Annotated in this window: 18 protein-coding genes, 1 other RNA gene and 1 pseudogene; 10 read left to right on the top strand and 10 right to left on the bottom strand. The window is 65.1% G+C overall.

All coding sequences use genetic code 11. The features are described 5' to 3' along the window. Positions 1 to 10: 10 nt before the first annotated feature. Genes ACCQ15_RS14340 through ACCQ15_RS14330 form a run of 3 tightly spaced genes read left to right on the top strand, consistent with a single transcriptional unit; the run spans position 11 to position 5337 of the window. On the top strand, positions 11 to 3154 hold the full coding sequence (locus ACCQ15_RS14340; RefSeq protein ID WP_372380713.1) for an efflux RND transporter permease subunit: 3144 nt from the start codon (positions 11 to 13) through the stop codon (positions 3152 to 3154). Between the two features lies 1 nt (position 3155). Then, on the top strand, positions 3156 to 4661 hold the full coding sequence (locus tag ACCQ15_RS14335) for an efflux transporter outer membrane subunit (protein WP_127166662.1): 1506 nt from the start codon (positions 3156 to 3158) through the stop codon (positions 4659 to 4661). Next, a complete protein-coding gene (locus ACCQ15_RS14330; protein ID WP_136732764.1) occupies positions 4654 to 5337 on the top strand; it encodes a TetR/AcrR family transcriptional regulator in 684 nt (227 codons plus the stop codon). Before ACCQ15_RS14335 ends, ACCQ15_RS14330 begins: the two co-directional genes overlap by 8 nt. 173 nt (positions 5338 to 5510) lie before the next feature. Here ACCQ15_RS14330 and ACCQ15_RS14325 read toward each other — a convergent pair whose 3' ends face one another. Beyond that, complete coding sequence (locus ACCQ15_RS14325) at positions 5511 to 6410, bottom strand: LysR family transcriptional regulator (RefSeq protein ID WP_005919295.1); 900 nt, start codon at positions 6408 to 6410, stop codon at positions 5511 to 5513. A 200-nt stretch (positions 6411 to 6610) separates the two neighbouring features. Here ACCQ15_RS14325 and ACCQ15_RS14320 point away from each other — a divergent pair. After that, a pseudogene (locus ACCQ15_RS14320) lies at positions 6611 to 7080 on the top strand ((R)-mandelonitrile lyase). 108 nt (positions 7081 to 7188) lie between these two features. Here ACCQ15_RS14320 and ACCQ15_RS14315 read toward each other — a convergent pair. After that, the gene (locus ACCQ15_RS14315) at positions 7189 to 8097 is read right to left on the bottom strand and encodes an AraC family transcriptional regulator (RefSeq protein WP_011348053.1); all 909 of its coding nucleotides are present in this window, start codon (positions 8095 to 8097) and stop codon (positions 7189 to 7191) included. Between the two features lie 224 nt (positions 8098 to 8321). On the opposite strand from ACCQ15_RS14315, the gene ACCQ15_RS14310 reads away from it, so the two are divergent. After that, entirely contained in the window at positions 8322 to 8525 is a 204-nt protein-coding gene (locus ACCQ15_RS14310; RefSeq protein ID WP_014090619.1) for a hypothetical protein, read from the top strand. Between the two features lie 316 nt (positions 8526 to 8841). Here the strand turns inward: ACCQ15_RS14310 and ACCQ15_RS14305 are convergent, their stop codons facing one another. Next, the gene (locus tag ACCQ15_RS14305) at positions 8842 to 9756 is read right to left on the bottom strand and encodes a LysR family transcriptional regulator (protein WP_372380712.1); all 915 of its coding nucleotides are present in this window, start codon (positions 9754 to 9756) and stop codon (positions 8842 to 8844) included. A gap of 99 nt (positions 9757 to 9855) precedes the next feature. Between ACCQ15_RS14305 and ACCQ15_RS14300 the strand changes: the two genes are divergently transcribed. Beyond that, positions 9856 to 11073, top strand: coding sequence for an MFS transporter (locus ACCQ15_RS14300; RefSeq protein WP_014090618.1), 1218 nt, complete (start codon positions 9856 to 9858; stop codon positions 11071 to 11073). A 156-nt stretch (positions 11074 to 11229) separates the two neighbouring features. After that, on the top strand, positions 11230 to 12261 hold the full coding sequence (locus tag ACCQ15_RS14295; protein WP_136732762.1) for an aldo/keto reductase: 1032 nt from the start codon (positions 11230 to 11232) through the stop codon (positions 12259 to 12261). 81 nt (positions 12262 to 12342) lie between these two features. Here the strand turns inward: ACCQ15_RS14295 and ACCQ15_RS14290 are convergent, their stop codons facing one another. The 6 genes from ACCQ15_RS14290 to ACCQ15_RS14265 all read right to left on the bottom strand — a co-directional run bounded on the left by ACCQ15_RS14290 (position 12343) and on the right by ACCQ15_RS14265 (position 22971). Continuing rightward, complete coding sequence (locus tag ACCQ15_RS14290) at positions 12343 to 12939, bottom strand: hypothetical protein (protein WP_122272545.1); 597 nt, start codon at positions 12937 to 12939, stop codon at positions 12343 to 12345. Position 12940: 1 nt separating this feature from the next. Continuing rightward, positions 12941 to 14761, bottom strand: coding sequence for a S8 family serine peptidase (locus ACCQ15_RS14285; RefSeq protein WP_372380711.1), 1821 nt, complete (start codon positions 14759 to 14761; stop codon positions 12941 to 12943). A gap of 109 nt (positions 14762 to 14870) precedes the next feature. Continuing rightward, on the bottom strand, positions 14871 to 15479 hold the full coding sequence (locus ACCQ15_RS14280) for a hypothetical protein (protein ID WP_136732761.1): 609 nt from the start codon (positions 15477 to 15479) through the stop codon (positions 14871 to 14873). 1 nt (position 15480) lies between these two features. Beyond that, positions 15481 to 17277: a S8 family peptidase gene (locus ACCQ15_RS14275; protein ID WP_372380710.1), complete on the bottom strand. Its 1797-nt coding sequence runs from the start codon at positions 17275 to 17277 to the stop codon at positions 15481 to 15483. Between the two features lie 856 nt (positions 17278 to 18133). Beyond that, positions 18134 to 20515, bottom strand: a complete 2382-nt coding sequence (locus ACCQ15_RS14270; protein WP_218502108.1) for a TonB-dependent receptor — start codon at positions 20513 to 20515, stop codon at positions 18134 to 18136. Between the two features lie 392 nt (positions 20516 to 20907). Then, complete coding sequence (locus tag ACCQ15_RS14265) at positions 20908 to 22971, bottom strand: TonB-dependent receptor (protein WP_372380709.1); 2064 nt, start codon at positions 22969 to 22971, stop codon at positions 20908 to 20910. A gap of 162 nt (positions 22972 to 23133) precedes the next feature. Between ACCQ15_RS14265 and ACCQ15_RS14260 the strand changes: the two genes are divergently transcribed. The 3 genes from ACCQ15_RS14260 to ACCQ15_RS14250 all read left to right on the top strand — a co-directional run bounded on the left by ACCQ15_RS14260 (position 23134) and on the right by ACCQ15_RS14250 (position 24175). Next, positions 23134 to 23550, top strand: coding sequence for a MerC domain-containing protein (locus tag ACCQ15_RS14260; protein WP_008571877.1), 417 nt, complete (start codon positions 23134 to 23136; stop codon positions 23548 to 23550). Positions 23551 to 23611: 61 nt separating this feature from the next. Beyond that, a non-coding RNA gene (locus ACCQ15_RS14255) (sX9 sRNA) lies at positions 23612 to 23688 on the top strand. Between the two features lie 304 nt (positions 23689 to 23992). Next, positions 23993 to 24175: a 30S ribosomal protein THX gene (locus tag ACCQ15_RS14250; RefSeq protein WP_008571876.1), complete on the top strand. Its 183-nt coding sequence runs from the start codon at positions 23993 to 23995 to the stop codon at positions 24173 to 24175. Positions 24176 to 24475: 300 nt separating this feature from the next. On the opposite strand, the gene ACCQ15_RS14245 is transcribed toward ACCQ15_RS14250, so the two are convergent. Continuing rightward, complete coding sequence (locus ACCQ15_RS14245; RefSeq protein WP_127166644.1) at positions 24476 to 25867, bottom strand: chloride channel protein; 1392 nt, start codon at positions 25865 to 25867, stop codon at positions 24476 to 24478. Between the last annotated feature and the right edge of the window lie 52 nt (positions 25868 to 25919).

Here is a 25919-nt window from a genome sequence, read left to right as displayed (position 1 = left end):
ATCACACGTCATGGCACGTTTCTTCATCGATCGTCCGATCTTCGCCTGGGTGTTGGCCATCATCGTGATGCTGGCCGGCATCCTGTCCATCGCCACCTTGCCGATTGCGCAATACCCCAGCATCGCACCGCCGGCAGTCGCTATCACCGCCAACTACCCGGGCGCCTCGGCGCAGACGCTGGAAGACACCGTCACCCAGGTCATCGAGCAGAAGATGAAGGGGCTGGACCACCTCAGCTACATGGCGTCTACCAGCGAATCCAGCGGGGCGGTGACCATCACCCTGACCTTCGAAAACGGCACCGATCCGGACACCGCGCAGGTGCAGGTGCAGAACAAGTTGTCGCTGGCCACGCCGTTGTTGCCGCAGGACGTGCAGCAGCAGGGCGTGACGGTGACCAAGTCGGCCACCAACTTCCTCAACGTGTTGGCCTTTACGTCCGAAGACGGCAGCATGAGCGATTCGGACCTGTCCGATTACGTGGCTGCCAACGTGCAGGAAACCATCAGCCGCGTCGAAGGCGTGGGCGACACCACCTTGTTCGGTTCGCAGTACGCGATGCGGGTGTGGATGGACCCCAACAAGCTGAGCAATTTCAGCCTCACGCCCGTGGATGTGCGCAACGCGATCCAGGCGCAGAACGCGCAGATTTCCGCCGGCCAGTTGGGCGCGTTGCCGGCGGTGGCCAACCAGCAGCTCAACGCCACCATCACTGCACAGACCCGGCTGAAGACCGCCGAGCAATTCGAAAACATCCTGCTGCGCACGCAGTCCGATGGCTCGCAGGTGCGCTTGGGCGATGTGGCGCGCATCGAGCTGGGCAGCGAAAGCTACAACACGGTGGGCCGCTACAACGGCAAGCCGGCCGCCGGTCTGGCGATCAAGCTGGCGACCGGCGCCAATGCGCTGGACACGGTGCGCGCAATCGACAAGAGCCTGGAAGAGCAGGAAAAGTTCTTCCCGCCGGGCATGAAGGTGCAAAAGCCGTACGACACCACGCCGTTCGTGCGCATCTCCATCGAACAGGTGGTGCACACGCTGGTGGAAGCGGTGGTGCTGGTGTTCCTGGTGATGTACCTGTTCCTGCAGAACTTCCGCGCCACCCTGATCCCGACCATTGCGGTGCCGGTGGTGCTGCTGGGCACCTTCGGTGTGCTTGCGGCGTTCGGTTTCACCATCAATACCCTGACCATGTTCGCGATGGTGCTGGCGATCGGTTTGCTGGTGGACGATGCCATCGTGGTGGTGGAAAACGTCGAACGCGTGATGAGCGAGGAGCAGTTGTCGCCCAAGGACGCCACGCGGAAATCGATGGACCAGATTTCCGGCGCGTTGATCGGCGTGGCGCTGGTGCTGGCGGCGGTGTTCGTCCCAATGGCGTTTTTCAGCGGATCCACCGGCGTGATCTACCGGCAGTTCTCGATCACGATCGTCTCGGCGATGACCTTGTCGGTGCTGGTGGCGATGATCCTGACCCCGGCCTTGTGCGCCACCTTGCTCAAGCCGGTGCACAAGGGCCACGGCCTGGCGACTACCGGGTTCTTCGGTTGGTTCAACCGCCTGTTCGATCGCGGCAACACCGGCTACCAGGGCGTGGTGAGGCACATGCTTGGCAAGGGCTGGCGCTACATGCTCGCCTACGCGGCGTTGCTGGCCTTGGTGGTGTTCGGGTTCATGAAATTGCCGGTGGGATTCCTGCCGGACGAAGACCAGGGCACCTTGTTCGTGCTGGTGCAGTTGCCGCCCGGTGCCACCAACGCGCGCACCAGCGAGGTGCTCAAGCAGGTGGAGCATCATTTCCTGGTCGACCAGAAGGATTCGGTTGCCGGTGTCTTCGCCGTGACCGGTTTCAGTTTTGCCGGTAGCGGCCAGAACGTGGGCTTTGCCTTCGTCAAGTTGCGGCCGTGGGACGAGCGCACCGGCAAGGGCCAGAGCGTCACCGACGTGGCGGCCAGGGCCGGGGCATTTTTTGCCGGTATCCGCGATGCCAAGGTGTTTGCGTTCGCGCCGCCTGCGGTGTCGGAGTTGGGCAATGCCACCGGCTTCGATCTGATGCTGCAGGACCGCGCCAACCTGGGTCACGCAGCGCTGATGCAGGCGCGCAATCAATTGCTGGCCGAACTGTCGCAAGACAAGCGCCTGGTGGCGGTGCGCCCGAATGGCCAGGAAGACACGCCGGAGTTCAAGCTGGAAATCGACCCGCACAAAGCGCAGGCGATGGGCGTGTCGATCTCCGACATCAACGATACCTTTTCCAGCGCATGGGGCAGCACCTACGTCAACGACTTCATCGACAAGGGCCGGGTCAAGAAGGTGATGCTGCAGGCCGATGCGCCCTACCGCATGAACCCGCAGGACATCGACCATTGGTTCGTGCGCAACAGCGCCGGCACCATGGTGCCGTTCAACGCCTTCGCCACGGCAAGCTGGCAATCCGGCTCGCCGCGCCTGGAGCGCTACAACAGCGTGCCGTCGATGGAGATCCTGGGCATGGCGTTGCCGGGTGCGGCCTCCAGCGGCGAGGCGATGCAGATCGTCGAAGCCGCAGCCGCCAAGCTGCCTCCGGGCATCGGTTTCGAGTGGACCGGGTTGTCGCGGCAGGAAAAAGCCTCGTCCGGTCAGACCGGGCTGTTGTACAGCGTCTCGATCCTGATCGTGTTCCTGTGCCTGGCCGCGTTGTACGAAAGCTGGGCGATTCCGTTCTCGGTGATTCTGGTGGTGCCGCTGGGCGTGTTCGGCACGCTGCTGGCAGCGATGCTGACCTGGAAAATGAACGATGTGTACTTCCAGGTGGGCTTGCTCACCACCATTGGCCTAGCATCGAAGAACGCGATCTTGATCGTGGAGTTCGCAAGGGAATTGCACGAGGGCGGCAAGAGCCTGGTGGCTGCGGCATTGGAAGCGGCGCGCATGCGCTTGCGGCCGATCCTCATGACCTCGCTGGCCTTCATCCTCGGCGTGGTGCCGCTGGTGTTGACCAGTGGCGCCGGCGCCGGCGCGCAGCACGCGCTGGGCACGGCCGTGATCGGCGGCATGCTCTCCGGCACGGTGCTGGCGATCTTCTTCGTGCCGCTGTTCTTCGTGCTGGTGTGCGGCCTGTTCCAGCGCCGTCCACAGCCTGCCTCGCCCGCACCGCAACCGACAGGACACTGACATGACCACGATTCGCACGACACTCTGCGCGCTTGGCGTGGCCAGCGTGCTGTCCGGTTGCACGCTGATGCCGCGCTACACACGGCCCGACGCACCGGTGCCAGCGCAATTTGCCGGCACCGACGTGTCGGCAGCCCCTCCGGCTGCCACTGCCGATACCGCCGGCACCGCCGACGCCGCGTACATTGCCGATATCGGCTGGCGCCAGGTCTTCACCGACCCGGCGCTGCAGCAGGTGATTGCGCTAGCCTTGGACAATAACCGCGACCTGCGCGTGGCCGCGCTCAATATCGAGGTGGCACGCGCGCAATATCGGGTGGACCGCGCCGCGCTGCTGCCCGCCATCGAGGGCACCGGCACCGCCAACAATGCGCGCACGCCCTCGGAGCTTGCCATTCCCGGCCAGCCGCAGGTGTTCCGCACCTACAGCGCCAACATCGGCGTCAGTGCCTATGAGCTGGACCTGTTCGGCCGCGTGCGCAGCCTGAAGGAACAGGCGTTGCAGCAATTCCTGTCAACCGCCGAGGCACGCCGCAGTACGCATATCAGCCTGGTGGCAGAAGTGGCCACCGCCTATCTGACCTTGGCGGCCGACCAGCAGTTGCTGCAGCTGGCGCAATCCACCCTGGCCAGCCAGAGCGACAGTTATCGCCTGCAGCAGCGCAGCTTCGAACTGGGTGCGGCCTCGCAACTGACCTTGCGTCAGGCGCAGACCACGGTGGAAACCGCACGCGTGGATGTGGAGCGCTACACCGCGCAGGTGGCGCAGGATCGCAATGCCCTGGTGCTGCTGGTCGGCACGCAAGTGCCGGTGGAATTGCTGCCGCATGCACTGCCCGACAACGCGAGCGTGGAAGGCAATGTGTTGGCCAGCGTGCCGGCCGGCTTGCCGTCGCAGTTGCTGCAACGTCGCCCCGACATTCTGGAAGCCGAGCGCAACTTGCGTGCGGCCAACGCCAATATCGGTGCGGCGCGGGCAGCGTTCTTCCCCAGCATCAGCCTGACCGCATCGACCGGTTCGTCCAGCAGTAGCCTGTCCAGGCTATTCGATGCCGGGACGCGTGCCTGGAGCTTCGTGCCCACGCTGACCTTGCCGATCTTCAATGCCGGGCGCAATCGCGCCAATCTGGACATGGCCAAGGCCAACCGCGATATCGAAGTGGCGCGCTACGAAAAGTCGATCCAAAGCGCGTTCCGCGAGGTCTCCGACGCGTTGGCGCAGCGCGACACGCTGGGCAGGCAACTGCAGGCGCAGCAAGCGCTGGTGGATGCCACTGCCGATAGCTACCGATTGTCGCAGGCGCGTTTCGAACGCGGCATCGACAGCTATCTGCAGGCGCTGGATGCGCAGCGTTCGCTGTACAGCGCGCAGCAGACCTTGATCAACACCCAGCTGTCGCGCTTCACCAACCTGGTGACGTTCTACAAGGCCATGGGCGGGGGCTGGCTGCAAAGCGCAGCGCCCACTGCCGCCGCGGCCCCGGCAACGGAGCCGCCGCGTGGATGACGACGCACCGTCGGTTGCGCCCAGGCGTGCGCCGCACGACAAGCGTGGCGCCATCCTGGCGGCGGCACGCGTGCTGTTTCAGCAGCACGGCTTCGACAGGACCAGCATGGACACCATCGCCGAGCGCGCGATGGTGTCCAAGGCCACGGTATATGCGCATTTCGCGTCCAAGGAGGTGCTGTTCCGCACCACCCTGGAAGCGCTGGCGCAGGCCTCGCCCAATCGCTGGACGGCCTTGCTGGAGCTGCAGGGGCCGCTGGAGCAACGCCTGACTGCGGTAGCCGATGCAGTGCTGCGCGTGTCTGCCAGCAGCATGCGGGATGATGCCGCGTATGGCCTGGTACGCCCGCCACTGCTGCCTGGCCAGGTGCGCGAGGAAATGTGGACGCTGTGCTTCGAGCGCTACGACACCATGATGCGCACGCTGTTGGCGCGCGAGGTGCAACGCGGCGCATTGGTGATCGACAACGTGCCCGATGCATCGGTGCATTTCTTCGGATTGATGACCGGGCGGCCGGCTACCGCTGCCGCGCGCGGCGATACGCCAGAGGCGCAATCGGTGCAGCTGGATGCGTATGTCAGCGGCGCGGTGGCATTGTTCCTGCGGGCGTATCGTGCGAACCCGACGGCTCCGACAACGCAAGGCAGGAGCGAAGTACCGAGTGGTTTTTACTGAGGGCTTGACCTTGAGCAACGAGGATCTTGCGCGTCTCCCGCAGGCGCTGGATGCGGTGGCAATTGTCGGTGCGCGTTACAGCCCGGAGCGGCAGAAACTCATCGGCAAATAACGTCAGCGGTCATGCCTGCCGCACGCGTCATAGCGCCCGGGCAGGCTCTGTACGAGCGTGGTCAACGCACCAGATCGTGCCGCAATGCATCGATCACGACCTTTAGTGCGCTGGAGGATTGGCGGCGGCTGGGGTAGTAGGCGTAATAGCCTGCAAACGGCTCGCACCAGTCTTCCAGCACGCGGCGCAGCCGGCCGGCGGCCACGTGCTCCAGCACCATGGTCTCCGGCAGAAAGGCCAGGCCGCCGCCTGCCAGTGCAGCGCGCAGGATGGCGCTGCTGCCGTTGAAGGTCCATTGCCCATCCACACGCACCTTCACTTCGCGCCCGTCCTTGTCGAAATCCCACGGCAGCAAACCGCCGTGGGTGGGCAGGCGTAGACCGATGCAATTGTGCTGCGCCAGATCGGCCGGTACTGCCGGGATGGTGTGGTGCACGAAATACCCCGGCACTGCCACCACCGCCATGCGCTGCATCGGGCTGATCGGTACCGCGATCATGTCCTTGGCGACCTGATCGCCGAGCCGGATGCCGATGTCGTAGCGTTCGGCAACGATGTCGGCCAGGCCGTAGTCGACGGTCAGTTCGACCTTGAGGTCCGGGTAGTCTGGCAGCACCTTCGACAATGCCGGCCAGATGTAGGCATCGGCGGCATGGCCGGCGGTGGTGATGCGGATGGTGCCGGCCGGCTTATCGCGGAAGTCGGTGAGCGCGGACAACTGCGCGTCGATCTCTTCCAGGCGCGGTGCCACGGTTTCGAACAGGCGTGCCCCGGCTTCGGTCATCGCCACGCTGCGCGTGGTGCGGGTCAACAGGCGAATGCCCAGCCGCGTCTCCAGTGCGCGCACGGTGTGGCTGAGTGCCGACTGCGAGAGGCCCAGTTGCGCGGCGGCACGGGTGAAGCTGCCTTCGCGCGCTACCGTGACGAACACCTGCAGGTCATTGAGATTTTCCCGTGCCATTGCCACCAATGCCCGCGTCAGGCATGCCATTCATGCGGCTGCATCATGCGCGAATGTGCGTGATGGCTTCAATGCAGCAGCAGGCACTCCGCGGCGCTGCGGAGTGATGCGCCGTGTTTCTAGGAGCATGCGCGGTTAGCCGGTTAGTGGCCTCGGACAAGCGCGCTACAGTTCGAACACTCGAATCAAGGAGCACTGCAATGAATCTGTTCGCGACTGCAATGTCGTTGTCGATGATGGCCGCCGTGGTTCCTGATGAGGCCGCGAGACCGATCAGGGTGAGCAAGGCGGGTGGGGCGCCGTCGGCAGTGGGGTCGGCCGCGTATTTCACCGGCAAGGTGCGCATCGATGCAGCGTTCCAGGCCGACGCACCGGCACGCGTCGGCGGCGCTACCGTCACCTTCGAGCCGGGCGCGCGCACCGCATGGCATACCCATCCGCTGGGCCAGACGCTGATCGTGACCGCCGGCGCCGGGCGCGTGCAGGAGTGGGGCAAGCCGGCGCAGCAGATCCGCCCGGGCGATATCGTGTGGATTCCGCCCGGCGTCAAGCATTGGCACGGCGCCAATGCAACGTCGCGATGACGCATATCGCCATTGCCGAATCGCAGGACGGTACGCCCGTCAGCTGGCTGGAGCAGGTGAGCGAGGCGCAATATGCGGCTGAGTAGACAGCGGTGATGCCGATGCTGGCGCGGTGATGATGCCGTCTCGGCGTGAGTGGACGCTGCGGCGGATTGCCGGGGCTGCTGCGCGGCCCGCGCTGCGCCCGGCAGACCTCACGCCGCTTCGGTGGCGTCCTGCGCGTTGGCACGCAGCCGTTGCGCATCGCGCGCGGGCGAGATGCCGAGGATGCGTGCATAGTCGCGACTGAACTGCGATGCGCTCTCATAGCCAACCCGGAAGCCGGCGTCGGCAGCGGTCAGCGCCTCGGCGACCATCAGGCGGCGCGCTTCGTGCACGCGCAGCTGCGAGCGGTATTCCAGTGGCGTCATCGTGGTCACCGCCTTGAAATGCGCATGGAAGGTGGAGCGGCTCATCGCCGAGAGATCGGCGATCTGCTCGATGCTGAAGCGCTGCGCATAGTGCTCGCGCAACCACACGATGGCCCTGGAAATCTGGTTGAGCCGGCTGTCGGCGATGGCCATCTGGCGCACTGCCGCATTGGCCGGGTCGGCCATCAGGCGGTACAACAGTTCGCGCACGATCAGGGGAGCGAGCGCGGCAATTTCATGCGGTCGATCGAGCAGGCGCGCCAGCCGTAACGCTGCGTCCTGCAACTGCGGCGTGCTGCGATTGAGCAGCAGCCCGGCCGATGCCGCATCGCGCTGCGTGTCCACCAGTTCCGGATGATTGATCGCCAGCTCGCTGAGCACCGCGGTGTCCAGGTCCAGGCAGAAACACAGATACGGTTGCGCGCTGCTGGCTTGGATCACCGAGCCGACGATGGGCAGATCCACCGACGCCACCAGGTACATCTGCGGGTGATAGACATACGCCTGCGCGCCCAGCATTGCCTGCTTGCGGCCTTGCGCCACCAGACACAGCATGGGTGTATAGACAGTGGGCATGGCCACTGTCGGCGCTGCGCTACGCATGATCTGCAATCGGGCGATCTGCGTGGGATGCATGCCGTCGCCAGGCGCATGACGCAGCAAGATCGTGCTCAATTCGGTCAGCGAAGACATGCGAAAACCCGTCGACGATGCAATGCGGCCCGGCCGCGAGGGCACCGATCGTACAAGAGTGCAGGTGGTGTGGGCGGCAAGGTCCATCGCGCGGGCGGTGGGCTTGCGCCCGATGGACAGCGCGGCAGCAGTCGTGGCCGCCTGCGCGTGAACTGCGTCGGCCCTGATAGGGCGATCACAGGCCGGCCGTATCATGGCGAGGTCTCTCGCATTCACTTGCTGCCATGCCCGCAAAACGTTCCAGCTTTCCAACGCCGACCAGCCCGGCAGAGTGGAAGCGGCTCCAAGCCGCTGCCGCCACCGAATTGGCGCGGCGCACCGCACAGGCGCATCTGCAGATCCTGGGGCTGTTGCGGACGCATGGACATCTATTGAGCGATGCGCAGCGGCGTAGCCTGCACAAACGCCTGCTGCGCGGCGGGCGTTGATCTGCGGGAGCGATTGCCTCGGCGGTTGCGCACGCTGCCGGCCTCAGCTTGTGGTCGTGCACGGTCATGCCGATAGCACGATGCAGCAGCTCGCCAGTCACCTCATGCGACCGAAGGCTGCGCGTTCGGGCCGCCAGCCAGTCGCGCAGTCGGGGCGCGTGAGATGCAGCGACCATGCATCGATGCCGTCGTTTCCGGTGGTGACTGGCATGCCGCAGACGGCGCCCGGCGCCGCCTCGCAGTCGCGGCAGGCGCGTTTCGCTGCGAGCCATCCGCACGGCAACCGCCGGTGCCGGCCGCCCCGTGCGTGGCGGCGTTATGTCGCCAGGTCCCAAGGCGGCTGTGCGCCCAGCCGCTCCAGCAGGAAATCCACGAACGCGCGCACGCGCGGCGGCTGCAGCTGGCGCGCCGGCGTCACTGCGCTGATGTGCGAGGTGGGCGGGGGGTAGTCGCGCATCACTTCGACCAGGCGGCCGCTGCGCAATTCGTCGGCGATGTGCCAGTACGAATGCACCGCGATGCCCTGGCCGGCGACCACGGCGTCGCGCACCAGCTCGCCGAAGTTGCTTTCGAAGCGGCTCTGCATGCGCACGCGCACCAGCCCACCGTCGGGCGTTTGCAATGTCCACACGTCCTGGCGGCCGTCACGGCCCATCAGCAACACGCCGGCGTGCTGTGCAAGTTCGTCCGGCGTGCGCGGTGTGCCGTGACGCTGCAGATAGGCGGGCGAGGCCGCCAGGGTACGGCGGTTGTCGGCAATGCGCCCGGCCACCAGCCCGGAGTCTTCCAGCGGTCCGATCCGGATCGCCAGATCGAAGCCCTGTTTGACCAGGTCCACCAGGTCGTCGCTCAGGTGCGCGCTGATGCGCAGGCGCGGATGGCGGGCCTGGAATTCCGGCAGGAGCGGCGACACGTATTGCCGCCCGAATGAGGCGGACATGGTCATGCGCAGCACGCCACCCACGTCGTGCGCGCTTTCGCGCAGATCCTCGGCCAGCGCGTCCAGATCTTCCACCAGCACACGGCCACGTTCGGCCAGCCGCTGCCCTTCGGCAGTGGGATGCAGGCGGCGCGTGGTCCGGTGCAGCAGGCGCACGCCCAATTCGCGTTCCAGGCGCTTGAGACGCTGGCTGGCCACCGCCACCGACAGATCCAGGCTGCGCGCGCCTGCGGTGATCGAGCCCAGGTCGAGCACGCGCAAGAACAGGGCAATATCGCCAAGACGGTCCATGCGATTGTCAATGATTGCTTGAAAGTGAATCAGGATAGCAGGGCTTTCTGTAAGTAAACGCAGGGCGCAGGCTGTGCGCAGTCCTCCCTGGCCATGCCCATGTCCAATCTCACCTCTGCGCGTGCGTCGCGCTTTCCGCCGGCATTGCTGGCATTGACCATCGGTGCCTTCGGCATTGGCACGACCGAATTCGTGATCATGGGGCTGCTGCAGCAGGTGGCCGCCGATCTGGGCGTTTCGCTCAGCGCGGCAGGCCTGTTGATCAGCGGTTATGCGCTGGGCGTGTTCGTCGGTGCGCCGGTGCTGACCCTGGCCAGCGCACGCCTGCCGCGCAAGGCGGTGCTGATCGGGCTGATGCTGATCTTCACCGTCGGCAACGTGGCCTGCGCGCTGGCGCCGGACTACACCAGCCTGATGCTCGCGCGGGTGCTGACGTCGCTGGCCCACGGCACGTTTTTCGGCGTCGGCGCCGTGGTGGCGACGTCGCTGGTGCCGGCCGAACGCCGTGCATCGGCCATCTCGCTGATGTTCGCCGGGCTGACCGTGGCCACCTTGCTCGGGGTGCCGGCCGGTGCTTGGCTGGGCCTGCAACTGGGCTGGCGCGCGACCTTCTGGGCGGTGGCAGCGATCGGCGTGCTGGCCACTGCCGCGGTCGCGGTGTGGGTACCGGCCACGGCAGGTGCTGCCACGCCGGTGTCGTGGCGGCAGGAAGTGGCGGTGTTGCAGCGGGGGCAGGTGCTGCTGGCGCTGGCGATCACGGTGGTGGGCTACGCCGGCGTGTTCGCGGTGTTCACCTACATCCAGCCGCTGCTGCTGCAGGTCACCGGCCTTGCGCAATCGGCAGTGTCGCCGGTGCTGCTGGTGTTCGGCGTGGGCATGATCGTCGGCAATCTGCTCGGTGGCCGGCTGGCAGACCGTCGCCCCACCGCGGCCCTGCTGGGTAGCCTGGCCGCCCTGGTGGTGGTGCTCGGCGCGCTGGGGTGTGTCCTGCACAGCAAGGCCGCCATGGTGGCCTTTGTCGGGCTATTGGGCGTGGCCGCCTTTGCCACCGTGGCGCCACTGCAGTTGCGCGTGCTGGAACACGCGCGTGGCGCCGGCCAGAACCTGGCCTCCAGCCTCAACATCGCCGCCTTCAACCTGGGCAATGCGCTGGGCGCATGGCTGGGTGGCGTGGTGATCGCCACGCAGGCGGGCCTGGCCGCAACGCCCTGGGTGGCCGCGCTGTTGAGTGCCATCGGGCTGGGCATGGCGCTATGGAGCGTGCAGTTGCAACGCCGCCGCGCGACTGCGCCACTGGCCTGTACGCAGATGGGGTGAGGTGATCGCGCGCTGGTCATTCGCCGGGTTGGCGCAGTGCGCCTCAGGCGGCATTCGAGGCGCATAAACACTGGTTTCGCGCCCAGCATTCCACAAGCGCGAGCGGCCAGCGGTCACCCAACGCATCTCTCATTCAACGTTACCAAGGAATTCTCAATGGAAACCCGTCTACTGGGCCGTTCCGGTTTCAAGGTGCCCGTGCTTGGCCTGGGGGCCGGCACGTTCGGCGGTAAGGGGCCGCTGTTTTCTGCATGGGGCGATACCGATGTGGCGCAGGCGCGGCGCATGATCGATGTGTGCCTGGATGCAGGGCTCAACCTGTTCGATACCGCCGATGTGTACTCCGATGGCGCATCCGAAGACATCCTTGGCCAGGCCCTGCAGGGCCGCCGCGATCAGGTGATTCTCTCGACCAAGACCGGCCTGCGCCTGGGCGATGGCCCCAACGATGCCGGCGCCTCGCGTTTCCGTTTGCTGCGTGCGGTGGAGGCCTCCTTGCGGCGTTTGCGCACCGACTACATCGATCTGCTGCAGCTGCACGCCTTCGATGCGATGACGCCGATGGAAGAGACCCTGTCCACGCTGGATGGCTTGGTGCGCGCGGGAAAGGTGCGCTATCTGGGCGCGTCCAATTATTCCGGGTGGCAGCTGATGAAGTCGCAGGCGGTCGCCGATGCGCACGGCTGGAGCCGCTTTGTCGCCAACCAGACGTATTACTCGCTGGCCGGGCGCGACTACGAATGGGAGCTGATGCCGCTGGGTATCGACCAAGGTATCGGTGCGGTGGTGTGGAGCCCGCTCGGTTGGGGGCGGCTGACCGGCAAGCTGCGGCGTGGGCAGCCATTGCCACAACACAGCCGTCTGCACGCCACCGCCGCGGCCGGCCCGGCGATCGACGATACGCGCTTGTTCGACATCGTCGATGCGCTCGACGTCATCGCCGCAGAGACCGGCCGCAGCGTGCCGCAGATCGCCATCAACTGGCTGCTGCAGCGGCCGACCGTGAGCACGGTGCTGATTGGCGCACGCAACGAGGCGCAACTGCGCGAAAACCTCGGCGCGGTGGGGTGGTCGTTGACCGAGGACCAGCGTGCCCGCCTGGATCAGGCCAGCGCGGTGGAGCCGCCGTACCCGTACTACCCCTATTGGCGCGGGCATTTTGCAGAGCGCAGCCCGCTGCCGCTGTAAGGCGGCTGCGCCAACGCGCCACGCTGCAACACACTGCAGCAGCGTGGCACGCGTGACTGCCGCGGTCCTCGTGCAGTGGCGTCACAACGGCCGTGCCGCCGGAACGATCACTTCCGGCTTGATCGCGCCCACGCCGTTGCTGCCTTGCAGCTGGCGGCAATTATTTAATGCGGTCATCGCCGAGGCATAGCCGATCATCGCGCTGCCGTCGGTGGCGGAGGCATAGATCAGCCTGCCGCCCGTACGCGTGGCCAGTGCGCGCGCGATGGCTGGCGTGGTCTCGAACAATTTGATCGAAGCGCCGAGCAATGCCGGCTGGCCGCTCCGCGTTTCCAGCGCGGCAACGACGGTCGCCGGTGGTTCGCTGCGCGCGGTGCGCGCGACCGCGTTCGCCGCGCCGCTGGTGTCCAGGTAGATCGCGTAGCGATCGACGCGGGCAACCGGTGCGTTCGCGCTGGCCTGCGTGCTTGCTAGCGTTTGCGTGGCGGCCGTACCGCGCGTGGTGTCGGCCAGCTGTACCACTGCCGCTGGAATCAGCCGGAAACTGGCACGGTCCACCACCACGGTTTGCCCGGTTGCGGCAGCCCGCAGGCGGACGCGATCGAATACCTGTGCCGAGGCGGGTGCAGACATGCTGGCGGCAACGACGCACAGCAATGTGATCAGAGAAGTTTTCATGTCAGTGGCCCACCACGCGCATTTCGAATTGCTGCAGTTGTTCCTTGCCGTTGTCGGCGAGCATGTCGTCCACCTCCAATGTCCAGCGACCGGCGGCCGCCTCATCCAGGAAGGCATTGCTGGAGGTCAGGAAGACCACGAAGCCATCGCCCGGATCGAGCGTGGAAAACGGCGTCATCACGGTGCTGCGGGTGCCGCTGGGCGAGACCAGCACGGCGCGCAGTTGACGAGGATTCTTGTGCGTCCCCGCGAAGTACAGCTGTACGCCTTCCACCTTGAAGGACTGCTTGATGTCGATCGCCAATCGCGCTGGCGAACCGATACCGCCGATGGTGCTGCTCTTGCCGTCATAGACGGTCCACTCGGTGTCTTGCATTGCAGGCAGCGGAGTGAAATGCATCGCACGCTCCACCGCCGCGGCTGCATCCACCAAGCCGAAGCCATACCAGTTGCTGAAACGGTGGCCGGCCGCGTTGGTGATCCAGGCGGGCTCGATCACGGCGTCCTTGTAGAACGCCTTGGCCTGATGGGGATCGACCTGCACCGCCGTCGTCGCCAGGATGTATTTGACATCGCGCAACGTCAGTTGCGGGTTGGCGCCCAGCATCAGCGCTGCGACGCCTGCAACCGTCGGTGTGGCGGCAGAGGTGCCGTTCATGCGTGCGCTGTAGTTGCACGAGGCATCGATCTTTGAGTGGCTGGTATCCAGCGCGTTCTGCGGCGCACGCGTGCGATCGCGGTTATTGCCTGCCGCGCATCCGCTCAGATCGGTCGTCACGATCGCCGGTGAGAAGAATGGTTGCGGTCCCTGTGCAGCGAGCAGTGTATAGAACGGACTGTAAGTCTCAGGATGCGGGTCGAAGCGACGCTGGAACCCAAATTCGCCGGAGAGACCGGACACCCACACTGCGGATCCGGGCGAGGAATAACTCGCACGCACACCGTCGGCGTTGACCGCACCGACCACAATCATGGTGGTCAGGCTGTTGAGGTTGTCGATATTGGCGCTGCTGCAGGCGACGCCAAGCTGCCGGGTCTGGTCGCTGCAGCGATCGATCAGCTTGCCCTGTGCATCCACATCAAGCAGCGTATTGAAATCATTGCCGGCTGCCTTGACGTAGATGCCGCCCTTGCCGCCACGCTGGGCACGCATCATTTTTTCCAGAGAGCGCTGCTCGTCGAGATCGCTGAATGGATAGACCGCTGTCGAGATGCCGAAGCTGTTGTTGAACACGTCCATCGCACGGGCTTCCGGGCCATCGCCCCAGGAGTAACGGATATCGACGTACTGCTTGCTGCCATCGACTATGGAAAGTGCATTGAAGCCAGCTACATTCGCCTCCGGCGCAACACTGCGTCCACCCAGCCCGTTCCATCCGCGTGCCGCGATGATGCCGGCGACCGCGGTGCCGTGGTCATTGTCGATTTCATCCGCAGGCGGCGTCGGATCGTTGGAACCATTCAAGAAGTTATGCGAGCCGCCGGCAACGATGTTGTCGACGAGATCCTTATGCGCAATCTCAAGCCCGCCATCGATGACCGCCACCTTGACTCCGGCTCCGCGAATGCCAAGCGTGTGCAGGATGTCCACATCCAGATCGACGCCTGGCCGTGGACGCTGGTCGCCGAACACCGGCTGGCCTTGATTGAGCAGATGCCATTGGTAGCGGAACAACGGGTCGCTGGCATTGTTTGTGTTCTGGGTGGTCTTGATCGGCGCGTCAACGCCGGTTGCTGCAGCATCGGCTGTCAGCGAGAAGGACCCGAGCGCCAGCAGGCACGCGCAAAGCAGCGGCAATCGCCGCAGGGGAGACAGTGTCATGGCATGGTATCGGTCATGGGGGCGCACGCCAGATGCAGGTGCCGGCCAAACCGGCCGGCAGGCTGCCTGACGTGAAACGGCCGCAGCGATCGGCCTGCGGCCGATGTACTTACATGGGTTGCATCACCGTCTGCATGACCACCAGCGCCGCCTGCGCGACACCGCTGCTGCGCTGCAGGCCGGGCAGTGCGCGCTGGGCCTGGTCCACCGATGCATAGGTGATCACCGCGCTGCCGTCCACCGTCGAGGTGTATGCAATGGTTCCGCCGGTGCTGGCAGCCAGCGATTTCGCAGTGGCGGGCGTGGTACCGGTGAGTTTCACCTGCGGGTTGACCAGCACGACACGCCCGTTGCGCTCATTCACCGCAGCGGCGATGGGGCGTTCGGTGTTCGTGGCAAGACTGCGTGCGGCACCCGCAGGCGCATCCAGCACGACCGCATACGGCCCGATGCGCGCGGCGACCTTGTCGCTGGGGGCCACCGCACCCGTAATGCCGGCTTTGGCTGCCGACCGCTGCGCCGATATCGCGTTCCGTGGCGGCTTGTGCTCGCTCACCACCGTGGCCGGCAGCATGCGGAACATGTCCGGTCCGGACTTGAAACGCACGCCGGTCGCTGCCGCACGCAGGGTGTTGGCGTCCATGTATTGCACTGCCTGGGCAGCACCGGTTGCGGCGAGTGACAGCGTCAATAGGCAAGCAACAATCATCGGTTTCATATCAGTGCCCCACGATGCGAAGTTTGAAAGCGTTGAGTGCGACAGTGCTCCTGGGATCGCTCATGTCGGTCACTTCCAGGGTCCAGATGCCGCGCGATTTCTCGTCCAGAAACGCATTGCTGGAGGTCAGGTCGATATAGAACCCGGTCTGCGCATAAGCAGCCGGATCCAGGACGGAAAACGGCGTGGCGACAACGCTGCGCGTCCCGCTCGGCGACACCAGCACCACACGCAGGTTGGACGGCGTCTTGTGCGCCGACTGCAGTGACAGCTGCACCGCTTCCACCTTCATCGCCTGCTGCACACGGATGCGCAGTTTGCCCGGGCGCGCCGGGCCGCCGATCTGGCTGGCGGCATCGGTGGAGCTGATCCATTGGGTATCGCGCATGGGCGGCAGGGGCGTGAAGTAGCGCGCCTTGTAGACCGCGGCCGCGGCATCGGCCAGGCCGAAGCCGTACCAATTGCTGAAACGGTGCCCGGCTGCGTTGGTGATCCAGCCCGGATCGATCACGCTGCCCTGGTAGACCGCCTGCGGCTGCCATGGGTCGATCTGGCGCGCGGTTGTCGCAAGGATATATTTGACGTCGCGTGCGCTCAGACTCGCATTGGCACCGAGAATCAACGCAGCCACGCCAGACACCGTGGGCGCTGCAGCCGAGGTGCCGTTCATGACGGCGTTGTAGTTGCACGATGCATCGATCTTCGACTTGCTGCCGTCCAATGCGTTGTAGACCACGTCGGGAGCTTCGACGTTGTCGCCAGCTGCGCAGCCGCTGAGATCGGTGGTGACAATCGCCGGGTCGTAGGCATAGGGGACTGCGTCTGGGTAAAAGGTGGACGCTGCGTCGGGATAGAACTTGCGTTGACGGCCGAACTCGCCGCCAAGACCAGAAACCCACAATGCAGAGCCTGTGGACGAATACGAGGCACGGGTGCCCTTGGCATTCAGGCTGGCCACGACGATGGTTCCAGGCAGATTTGCCAACGGATCGATGTTGGCCAGCGAGCAGCCGACTTTCAATGCACGCGATTGTTCGCTGCAGATATTGACGGGGTTTCCGTTCTCGTCGGGCGCAAGGAAGCGCAGGAAGCTATTGCCCGCAGATTTGACGTAAATGCCGCCAAGGCCTCCGCGTGTCGAAGCCATCAATGCTTCCCAGCTGCGCTGGTCTTCCAGCGGAAAATCCTGGTAGAACGGGGTAGTGGAACCCCAGCTGTTGTTGAAGACATCGATGTTGCGCGCCTCCGGCCCATCGCCCCATGCATAACGGACGCTGGCATCGGTGATCGAAGAATCGCGCGCAAACATGTCGAATCCTGCCAGTTGCACTTCTGGCGCCACGCCGCGTCCGCCGCGGCCATTCCAGCCCACCGCACCGATGATGCCGGCGACGGACGTGCCGTGACCATTGTTCGGGTCGATCGGCGTGGTGTCGTGTGACCCGTCGCCGAAATTGTGCGACCCGTTTGGCAGGATGTTGTCTGCCAGATCTTCATGGCCCAATTCCAGCCCATCGTCCACTACGCCGACCCGCACGCCGCGGCCGCGAATGCCCAGGGCATGCAGGATGTCGACATCCATGTCCACGCCGGCGACCGGACGGCTGTCGCCGATCACGGCCTGCCCCTGATTGGAGATATGCCACTGGTACCGCAGCAATGGGTCGTTGCCAGTGGCTTTCGCTGTGGCGCTATTGCTGGCGCTGGCGCTGGCAGTGGCCGGGGTGGCGGCAGCCGTTGCCTGGGTGGCAGCAAGTACCGACGGCGGCGTACTGCCGCTCAGGAGGACAACGATCAACAGCGCGAGAGGTCGCCTGCGAAGAGAGTTCATTCCGTTTGATTCCAGTCAAATGGGGGGCGCCGTCGAGTGACACACTCCTCCGTCAGGCCAACCGCGCGATCGGCCTTTGCAACTGCTCCACTCCACGAAGCTCGCGCCTGTGAAGCCGGTGTTGGTGGAGCCGGAAAGAGGAATGCGAGTGAAGGACCCAACAGGTGCCAGCCGGGTCCGGAAAGCCCGTCAGGCAGTGCGATCCGAAAGCCGAGCTGCACCGCAGGCAGTCAGATGCCGCGTGTCGATGCCCGGGGTGTGCGACATCGATGCAAAGGAGGCTGCAACAAGAGCCATGTGCGTTTATCCCAGTTGAGTTACCAAGCGCATGTCTGCCGATGGACGCTGCGGTCAGGTCCGGCGTCGGCTCCCCTGTGCGTGTCGACGCAGCCGATGTTGTCGATGCGTGTGCATCAAGAACGCCTGGATTACAAATGGGGGCAGCATTGTCTGCAAGGCATGCCAGCGACGACATCTTCGTGACACATCGCGCAATTTACGGCTGGCGTGTCGGGTGATGCGTTGCATGCGAAGTTCTGCCGACGAAAATTGCAGAAAAATTTGGCAGTGGCAGTCACTTCGATCGAAATAAGCGATCACGATGCGTCGTCGTGCTTCGCATGCGGCGCTGTTCGGCTCCGCCCTGTCATCACCGTGTTACACCGTCTGCCGCGCATCGGAAAACGCATGGGGCCCGCAGCGTCTGGCTACGTCGGCCATGGCCCGGGCATGCCAGTGCCACCAGGCTGCGCATCGAGACATGCGGTAGCGAGGTGCCGCGCAGCAGTCTGCGCTGCTGCGCGGCTCAGCGTGTGGCGGCGAACTACCAGCGGTACGCCACCGACATCTGGTACTGCCGCCCGGCGATGGGGCGGCCCATGAAGACACCACCGGTGGCTGCGCCAGGCACGCGCACGTTGCCTTCGGTCAGGCCCAGCGTGTCGGTGACGTTGCTGCCGCTGGCCGTCACTTCCCAATGTTCGCCCACATGCAGGTTGGCGCCGATATCCAGCATGTCGTACGAAGGCAGGCGCTGGCTGTTGGCCAGGTCCGCAAAGCGCTCGCCGATGTACGAATAGGTAGCAAACACCTTGAGGTCGCCGAACGGCAGCATCCAGTAATAGCTGGGCGTGATGCGGAACTGGCGCTTGGGTTGGCGCATCACCTGGTTGCCGGTGAACTCGCGATAATTGCGGTACTTGGCGTCCAGCCACACCCCGGTGCCAGCCAGCTCGAACCCGCCGAACGGCCGGATCGCACCCTCCACCTCCAGGCCACGTGCGCGCGAATCGCCCACGGCGGTGAAGTTCTCGCCATTGGCCAGGAATGCCTGGAACGGCGAGTTCTTGAAGGTGTTGTAGAACGCGGTGAGATACAGGTCGTAGACGCTTGTGCCGGACTTCAAACCCAGCTCGTATTGATCCACGTCCTGCACGCGGGTCTGTCCATCGCGCAGGTTGTCGAAGCCGGGAAACTTCACCCCGGAGTTGACCCGCGCAAACAGGCTGTTGTGCTGGTCCAGCGTGAAGTTCAGACCGGCTGTCCACGACAACGCTTCATCGTTCTGATCGATGCGCCGGGTGGTCGCCAGCGCCAGCGAGGTGGCGTTGTCGTACAACGTGGCCGGGTTGCCATCCAGATCCACGGTCGTAGTGTCGTGCACATCGCCGGTGACGCTCTGGCGCTCGTAGCGTGCGCCCAGGTCCAGGCGCAGGCGTTCGCTCAGCTCCCACTCGTCGGCAACGAAGGCGGCGATGTTTTCGCCGTCGTACTTGGCGCGCAGGTTCAAGAACGCGGTACTGGTGAACCCCTGGCGCGTGGCCTGGCGGCCATCGTCCAACGCCACATCGATGCGGCGCGCGTTGTTTTGCGCGGTGAGCAACATGGTATTGCCCAGGTACCAGGTGTCGGCAGAGGAATACTTGGCGTAATACGCGCCCACCGTCAGCGTGTTGCCGGCAAACAGCTCGCGGCTCAGACGCAGGTCGTTGGTAAAGGAATTCAGGCGTTTGTCCACCGACCACCATCCGGCTTCGAGCACCTGCTGATTCGCATCCACCACGCCGCCCCCATTGGTGTAGCTGGCGCTACCACTGCTGCCGTAGCTGGCGATGAAATCGCCCAGGCGTTGTGGCGCATCGCCGGTAAACAGCGCGTAGGTCGGTGCGCTGCCGCTGATCACATTGAAGCGGTCTGCAACGGTCCAGCCGCCGCTCTCCCAGTTCCATTCGCCGCCGAACACGTCGATGTTGACGCCGCGCCCGTCGGCCAGGTCGCGCCGCAGCGTCTGGCCATCGGGTCCGACCAACAGATCCACATTGCGGAAATCGCGGCCGAGCAGGGTGCCGGTCTGCGCGTTCAAGCCGGGGAAACTGGAAAGATCGTTGCCGTTGTTGCGCGAGAGCAACGGGATCGCGGTGTAGAACGCGTTGTTATCGTCGGTGTGGCGCGCGTAGAACGACAGCTCGCCGTTGTCCCAGCGCTTGCTCAAGGTGGCGCTGAACTGGCCGCCCTTGTCGGCGGAGAACTGCGGGTCGCGCACGCCGTCGGTTTCGCGAAAAAAACCGCCTACGCTGTAGTACCAGCCATTACCCATCGGTCCGCTGTTGAACACATCGATGCGGCGCAAGGCGTTGTTGCCGCCGGTCAGGCGCACGCTGCCTTCGGGTTCGTCCTGGCCTTTTTTCTGGATGAAATTGACGGTCAATCCGGGCTGGCCGTTGGAGAAGATCGGGCTGGAGCCGCCGCGCAGCACTTCCATGCGTTCGACGGTGTCATCGACACGGAACAGCGTGGAATTCTCCAGGAACGACAAGGTCGGCGGCGGAAACAGCGGCGAACCATCCAGTTGCATGGTCACGAACGGCGCATCGCCTTCCGATGGCATGCCGCGCACGAAGATGTTGGCGCCGGTGCCGCCGCCGCTGGGCTCGGCCCACACGCCGGGCACGATCTTGAGCAGGTCGGCGGTGCTTTGCGGCACCGCCTGCTGGATCTGCTCCGGGCTGGCCGTGGTGATCGAAAAACTGGCGTCGCGCTTGGCCAGGCCCTTGAAGCGCGCGGTGCCGCTGACGATGACCGCATCCAGCGTCGTGGCCTCCTGATTGCCTGATGCAGGCGTGGCGGTCTGCGTGCGGCCATCCGGTGCCAGCAGCGCGGCAGCGACGGCAAGCGAAAGGGTGTAGCGGGGCGATGAAAAACGCATGCGCAAGGCTCCTTGTCTTAAAGTGCAAGAACGCTGCCGAGCCACGCCGCGTGTGCAGGCATCGGCAGCCAGTGCACGCGCGCGCCCGCGCTATCGCGTCGCTTGCGCCCCCTGTCAGCGCAGTGCTAATGAAGTTTTAACCCTAGATGCGCCGCAGCGTGTTGTGCGACGCAGCAGCCGTGGGCTGCGCTTCCACGTTGGGAAGAAGGTCGTGCTGGCGTGTCGCGCGTCGGTGCTCCCGTCCTGAGTGCCGTGCAAATCCACGCGCTGGCGAACGCGACTGCAGGCGCAGTGCAGTGCGCGCAAGCCGGCGCCGATAGCTCGGCAATGCACATAAAAAAGGCCGCCCGAAGGCGGCCTTCCTTCCAGTCAGCAGGGGAGAGAGTCTGCCGTCAGAAGAACAGGCGCACGCCGAACGAGGCGCTGCGGCCAGGAAGCATCACATCGTCCTTGAGGAAGGAGGTGTGCACGCGTGCGTCCTGGTTGGTCAGGTTGTTGCCGTCCAGGAACACTTCCCACGCCGTGCTGCCGTGGTCCACGTGATACGCCAGATGTGCATCGACGAAGGTGTAGCCGTCGGTCGGCGTTTCGTTCACTGCCACCTTGTCCTGCTTCATGGTGCGGGTGGCACCGAGCGATGCGCGCCACTGCTGCGCATCCCAGCGCAGCTGCGCACCGAAGCGGCCCGGTGCGATCCGCGGCAGGTTGCCGCCATCGTTCAGGCGCGCCCGCACGGTATCCCCGAACACGCGCAGGTCCCACGCACCGTTCTCGTTGTTGGCCAGGTGGACGGTGGCCTCGCCTTCGAAACCGTGGAAGATCGCATCGGCCTGCGTCCACTGGCGAATCGGCAGGAAGTCGTTGTCTTCTTCGTTGAACCACTGGCCGCCGGTGTCGACGATGTAGACGAAGTCGTTGTATCGGTTGTAGTACGCCGCCACCTTGGCATCCACCCAGTCATTCTGGAAATTCAATCCCAGCTCGGCCTGGTTGGCCTTCTCGGTCTTCAGGTTGGCGTTGCCGATTTCGAAGGCGAGGGTGGCGATGTGCGGGCCGTTGGCGAACAGTTCTTCTTCGGCCGGCGCGCGCTCGGCATGGTCCAGGTTGGCGGTCAGACGCCATTGTTCGTTGAAGCGGAAACCGCCGCTGGCCGAGAAGCTGGTCGGCGTGAAATCTCGATCCACGCCGACATCGGTCTGGTACTTGACCTTGTCCACGCGCGCGCCGACTTCGGCGGTGACCCGCTCCCAACTGTTGCGCGCAACGGCAAATGCGCCGAGCGAGCGTGTATCGGTCTTGGGCACGAAGGATTCTTCGCCGATCGCCTGGAAGGTGCTGTCGCTGCCTTGCAGGCCGAATGCAGTCTGCCAGCCGCCGCCAAACGTGAACGAGGCTTCCACGCGGCCTTCGTTGGCCCGCTTGGTGAACACGGTGCCGACTTCGGCGCCTTCGAATTCGGTATGTGCGTAATCGGTATGGCCGAAGCTGTAACGCAACGCGCTGCCTTCGCCCCACGGATCGGTCAGCCCGCCCTTGAGGTCGTAGCGGTCCTGCTGCAGTTTCAGCGACACGCCGCGCTCGCCGATGGACGGGTCGCCCGGCTCGCCCGGGTTGCCGTAGTTGTCGCGGAAACGCGATGCCGACAGGCCGACAAACCCCCAGTCGCCGGACAGCGATGCACCGATCGAGCCCACCTTGGAATCGATCCAGCTGTTGAGCTGGCGACCCTTCGGCGTGTCGTAGTCGTTCTGGTTGCGATACACGCCATCGGCGTGGATCGACAGTCCGCTGCCATTACCGGCATCGACGCGGAACATATCGGTGTTGCCGTCCTTGTCGCCGCCGTCCATGCGCACTTCGGCGCGCCCGCTGAAGCCGTCCACCGGGGTCTCGGCGATGCGCCCGTCGACCACGTTGACCACGCCGCCGATGGCGCCGGAGCCATACAGCAAGGTCGAAGGACCCTTCAGCACTTCGATCTGATTGGCCAGGAACGGCTCGATCGCCGGGGAATGGTCCTGGCTGACGGTGGATACGTCCTGGGTGGACAGGCCGTCGCGCAGCACTGCCACGCGCGGGCCGTCCAGGCCGCGGATGATCGGCCGGCCCACGCCGGGTCCGAAGTTGGAACTCTGCACGCCGGGCAGGCTGGCCACGGTTTCGCCCAGGCTGGAACTGCGCACCTCGTCCAGACGCTCGCCGGCCAGCACTTCCACCGGGCGGCTCAACTCACCGGCCGCATCGCGCAGCGGGCTGGCGGTGACCACCACCTTGTCCAGATCCTTGATATGACGCCCACTGGAGGGGCTGGCATCGTGGCGCGTGTCCGAACTGGGCGGGGTCTGCCCATCGGCAGCGACCGGAGCGTCCTCGGCCATGGCCAGGGCAGGGGTCAGCAGGCTGGTCAGGGCCAGCGAGAGCGCAGAACGGCGGAAAGAGGGAGCAAAAGAGGGCATGGTGGACCGGACTCTGTAATTGTTACTGTGTATCAGTGGTAAGGCGCAGCTTTCCTGCTGCGCCGGCGGCGAGCCCGCATGACTGCGCGATGCACTGATGCGGGGCTGGAACAGTAAGATGTTATATTATTCCACGTCGCCGCGAGTACCCTGCTGGACGTCATGCCTCTACCAACCCTTCGCCATCTTCTTGACCGCTTCGGCGCAACCGGCTCGCTGCTGTGCGCGGTGCACTGTGCGGTATTGCCACTGGTGCTGGCGCTGGCGCCTTCGCTGGGCCTGTCGTTCTGGCTGGGCGACGGGGTGGAACGGGCCATCGTGGTGTTCGTGACGCTGCTGGGCCTTTTCAGCCTTGTGCTCGGGTATCGCCGGCATAAAGCGCTGCATGCACTGGCGTTGCTGCTGCCCGGCCTGGGGTTGCTGTGGCTGGGCCTGCTGTACGACCCGCTTCATCATTCGGTGGTGCCGCATGCGGTGGTGATGACGCTGGGCGGCGCCCTGGTCGGTATCGCCCACCTGGTCAATCTGCGTCTGAATCACGGGCATGGGCATGTGCACGACGCCAGCTGCGCGCACTAAGGGCGGCTAACAACACGACTGCGCAGCCGCCAGGCGGGCGCGGCCGGTGCTCGGAATCGGCATGTACCACGCGTACGCTAAGGTTCTGAGCGCGCCGTTCGTGCCCACCTGATAGCTGCTCGCTACGTTTTGTTAGTCGCACTAAGCCTTTGTCGTAGTGCGGTTGCGTCGCCGCCAGGCCGATGCGGACAGCGGAGTTCCTCCACGTCTGCCCCCGCATTTTCTGGCTGCTCTGCTGCTCCAACCGCGGCCGCGCACAGTCCACGACTGCATGCATCGTTCTTGGGTCGATCAGTGCCGCAAGGCGGCCGGGCGCTGCCCAGCTACGCGCGCCGGGGCCGCCGTGGTAGGCTTGTCGGCCTTGCGCGAGGGCGCCGCCGGTGAAACCTCGCCAGACCTGTGCCAGCACGGGAATTTGTATTCACATTCAGGAGTCGACGAAATGGGTAAGGGTGACCGTAAGACCGCCAAGGGCAAGCGCTACAACGCCAGCTACGGCAATTCGCGTTCGCACGCGGTGAGCAAGGTTGTCGTGGGTGCAGCTGCCCCGGTTGCCAAGAAGGGCGTGGTCAAGGCCCCGGCCAAGAAGGCCGTCGCCAAGAAGACCGTCGCCAAGGCCGGCTGATCCCGGCCAGCTTCGCGACACCAGAACGCGGCGCTTGCGCCGCGTTTTTTATGTCCGCTGTCCGGCATTGCCTGGCCGGCATCGTGAAGGCGCCGGCTGGCCAGGCGATGCCCGATCAGGTCGCCGCAACGTCTTTTCCCCCGGCACGTTCATGGACCCGGCGTACGTGTGCGCGCTGGCTTAGGCCCGGCGCCACCCGATCAACGCCGGGACATGTGGTCGATCACCAGGCGACCCGGCACTGAATCATTGCTGTCGCAGCCGGCCGCGCTGCGCACTGCTGGCCGGCCGCATCCAACGTCAGTGACCAGGCGCGGAAGTCGTCGGTGCCACGGTAGCGCCACCCGGTGCCAGCAACTGCTCGGCCAGGCCACGATAGATCGGCGTCTTGCAGACCAGCCCGGAGACTGCGCGCGCGATCAGCACGGTGGCCAGGATGGGCAGCAGCATCTGGCTGGTGTCGGTGAGTTCCAGCGAAATCACCGCCGAGGTCAGCGGCGCCTGGGTCACGCCGGTGAGATAGGCGCACATGCCCAACAGCACGAAGGTGCGCGGATCCACGCTGGGCATCAGCACCGAGAGGTTGTGGCCGATGCCGGCACCCACTGCCAGCGCCGGCGAAAACAGGCCACCTGGAATGCCGGCCAGATACGAGACCAGGTTGGCGATGAGTTTCATCATGCCGAACTCGTGGCCGACCACCGCATGCCCCTGCACCAGGCTGCGCGCCTGTTCGTAGCCGGTGCCGAAGGCGCCTTGTCCGAACACCAGCGCCAGCCCGACCAGTGCAACGCCGCACAATGCGGCCAGCAGCACCGGATGCCGTTGGCGCAGCGCGCCCAACCAGCGCGGTTTGCCGCTGACGCTGGCCAGCACCATCCGCGCGAAGATGCCGCCGAGTAACCCGGCCACGCTGCCGCACAAGGCGATCGCCAGCCAGGCCTGGCCCAAGGGCAAGGCCACGGCCACCTTGCCGAAATAGGTGTAGTTGCCCAGCAGGCCCAGCGACACCACCCCACCGACGATCACCGCGGTGAGCAGGGTGCCGGAAAAGCGGTGCTCGAAACGCCCGCTCAGCTCTTCAATCGCAAAGACCACGCCCGCAAGCGGGGTATTGAATGCGGCCGCGATACCGGCGGCGCCGCCGGCGAGCAGGAAATGCGAGAGCTCGCGTGGGTCGCGAAAACCGAACCAGCGCCCGAACACATGCATCAGGCTGGCGCCGACATGCACGGTGGGTCCTTCGCGTCCCACCGATGCGCCGCCGAGCAGCGACAAGGTGGTCAACGCGAGCTTGCCAACCGACACGCGCAACGAGAGGTTGCTGTCGCGAAACGCCGGCTCCGGGTGCTCCAGCGCGGCTATTACCTGCGGAATGCCGCTGCCGCGCGTGGGCCGCAGCGCACCGGAGGTGAGCCAGGCGAGCAGCGCGAAGATGCCCGGCGTCAGCAGCAGTGCCCACCAAATCGAGTGTGCGGTTATGCGTTGAAATAGATGAAAGGCCGCGTCGCTGGCCTTGGCGAATACGATCGCCACCAGCGCCACCGCAATGGCGCCGCCCCACAGTGCAGCGCGACGACGCCAGCCTTCGCTGGACAACAACGGCCGCAAGCGACGCGGCGGGGGATTGGAACCAGACATTGCGTCATTGTCGCACTGCTGGGCCGCAGCGGTGTCTACAGCGAGCCACATTCCTGTGCTGTCGCCGACATGAGCCGCGCGGCCACGACGTGGCGCGGCGTCT

Source organism: Xanthomonas sp. NCPPB 1754 (genome assembly GCF_041475725.2).
Taxonomy (GTDB): domain Bacteria; phylum Pseudomonadota; class Gammaproteobacteria; order Xanthomonadales; family Xanthomonadaceae; genus Xanthomonas; species Xanthomonas euvesicatoria.
The sequence above is the reverse complement of the archived record's forward strand: the minus strand, read 5'-3'. Positions and strand labels throughout refer to the sequence as shown.

Excerpts from the sequence above, each read along its gene's own strand:
- ACCQ15_RS14310 (WP_014090619.1), top strand. The coding sequence starts at position 8,322 with ATGCCCGCAAAACGTTCCAGCTTTCCAACGCCGACCAGCCCGGCAGAG.
- ACCQ15_RS14290 (WP_122272545.1), bottom strand. The coding sequence starts at position 12,939 with ATGAAAACTTCTCTGATCACATTGCTGTGCGTCGTTGCCGCCAGCATG.
- ACCQ15_RS14335 (WP_127166662.1), top strand. The coding sequence starts at position 3,156 with ATGACCACGATTCGCACGACACTCTGCGCGCTTGGCGTGGCCAGCGTG.
- ACCQ15_RS14265 (WP_372380709.1), bottom strand. The coding sequence starts at position 22,971 with ATGCCCTCTTTTGCTCCCTCTTTCCGCCGTTCTGCGCTCTCGCTGGCC.
- ACCQ15_RS14250 (WP_008571876.1), top strand. The coding sequence starts at position 23,993 with ATGGGTAAGGGTGACCGTAAGACCGCCAAGGGCAAGCGCTACAACGCC.
- ACCQ15_RS14325 (WP_005919295.1), bottom strand. The coding sequence starts at position 6,410 with ATGGCACGGGAAAATCTCAATGACCTGCAGGTGTTCGTCACGGTAGCG.
- ACCQ15_RS14285 (WP_372380711.1), bottom strand. The coding sequence starts at position 14,761 with ATGACACTGTCTCCCCTGCGGCGATTGCCGCTGCTTTGCGCGTGCCTG.
- ACCQ15_RS14305 (WP_372380712.1), bottom strand. The coding sequence starts at position 9,756 with ATGGACCGTCTTGGCGATATTGCCCTGTTCTTGCGCGTGCTCGACCTG.
- ACCQ15_RS14280 (WP_136732761.1), bottom strand. The coding sequence starts at position 15,479 with ATGAAACCGATGATTGTTGCTTGCCTATTGACGCTGTCACTCGCCGCA.
- ACCQ15_RS14295 (WP_136732762.1), top strand. The coding sequence starts at position 11,230 with ATGGAAACCCGTCTACTGGGCCGTTCCGGTTTCAAGGTGCCCGTGCTT.
- ACCQ15_RS14340 (WP_372380713.1), top strand. The coding sequence starts at position 11 with ATGGCACGTTTCTTCATCGATCGTCCGATCTTCGCCTGGGTGTTGGCC.
- ACCQ15_RS14270 (WP_218502108.1), bottom strand. The coding sequence starts at position 20,515 with ATGCGTTTTTCATCGCCCCGCTACACCCTTTCGCTTGCCGTCGCTGCC.
- ACCQ15_RS14315 (WP_011348053.1), bottom strand. The coding sequence starts at position 8,097 with ATGTCTTCGCTGACCGAATTGAGCACGATCTTGCTGCGTCATGCGCCT.
- ACCQ15_RS14260 (WP_008571877.1), top strand. The coding sequence starts at position 23,134 with ATGCCTCTACCAACCCTTCGCCATCTTCTTGACCGCTTCGGCGCAACC.
- ACCQ15_RS14300 (WP_014090618.1), top strand. The coding sequence starts at position 9,856 with ATGTCCAATCTCACCTCTGCGCGTGCGTCGCGCTTTCCGCCGGCATTG.
- ACCQ15_RS14245 (WP_127166644.1), bottom strand. The coding sequence starts at position 25,867 with ATGTGGCTCGCTGTAGACACCGCTGCGGCCCAGCAGTGCGACAATGAC.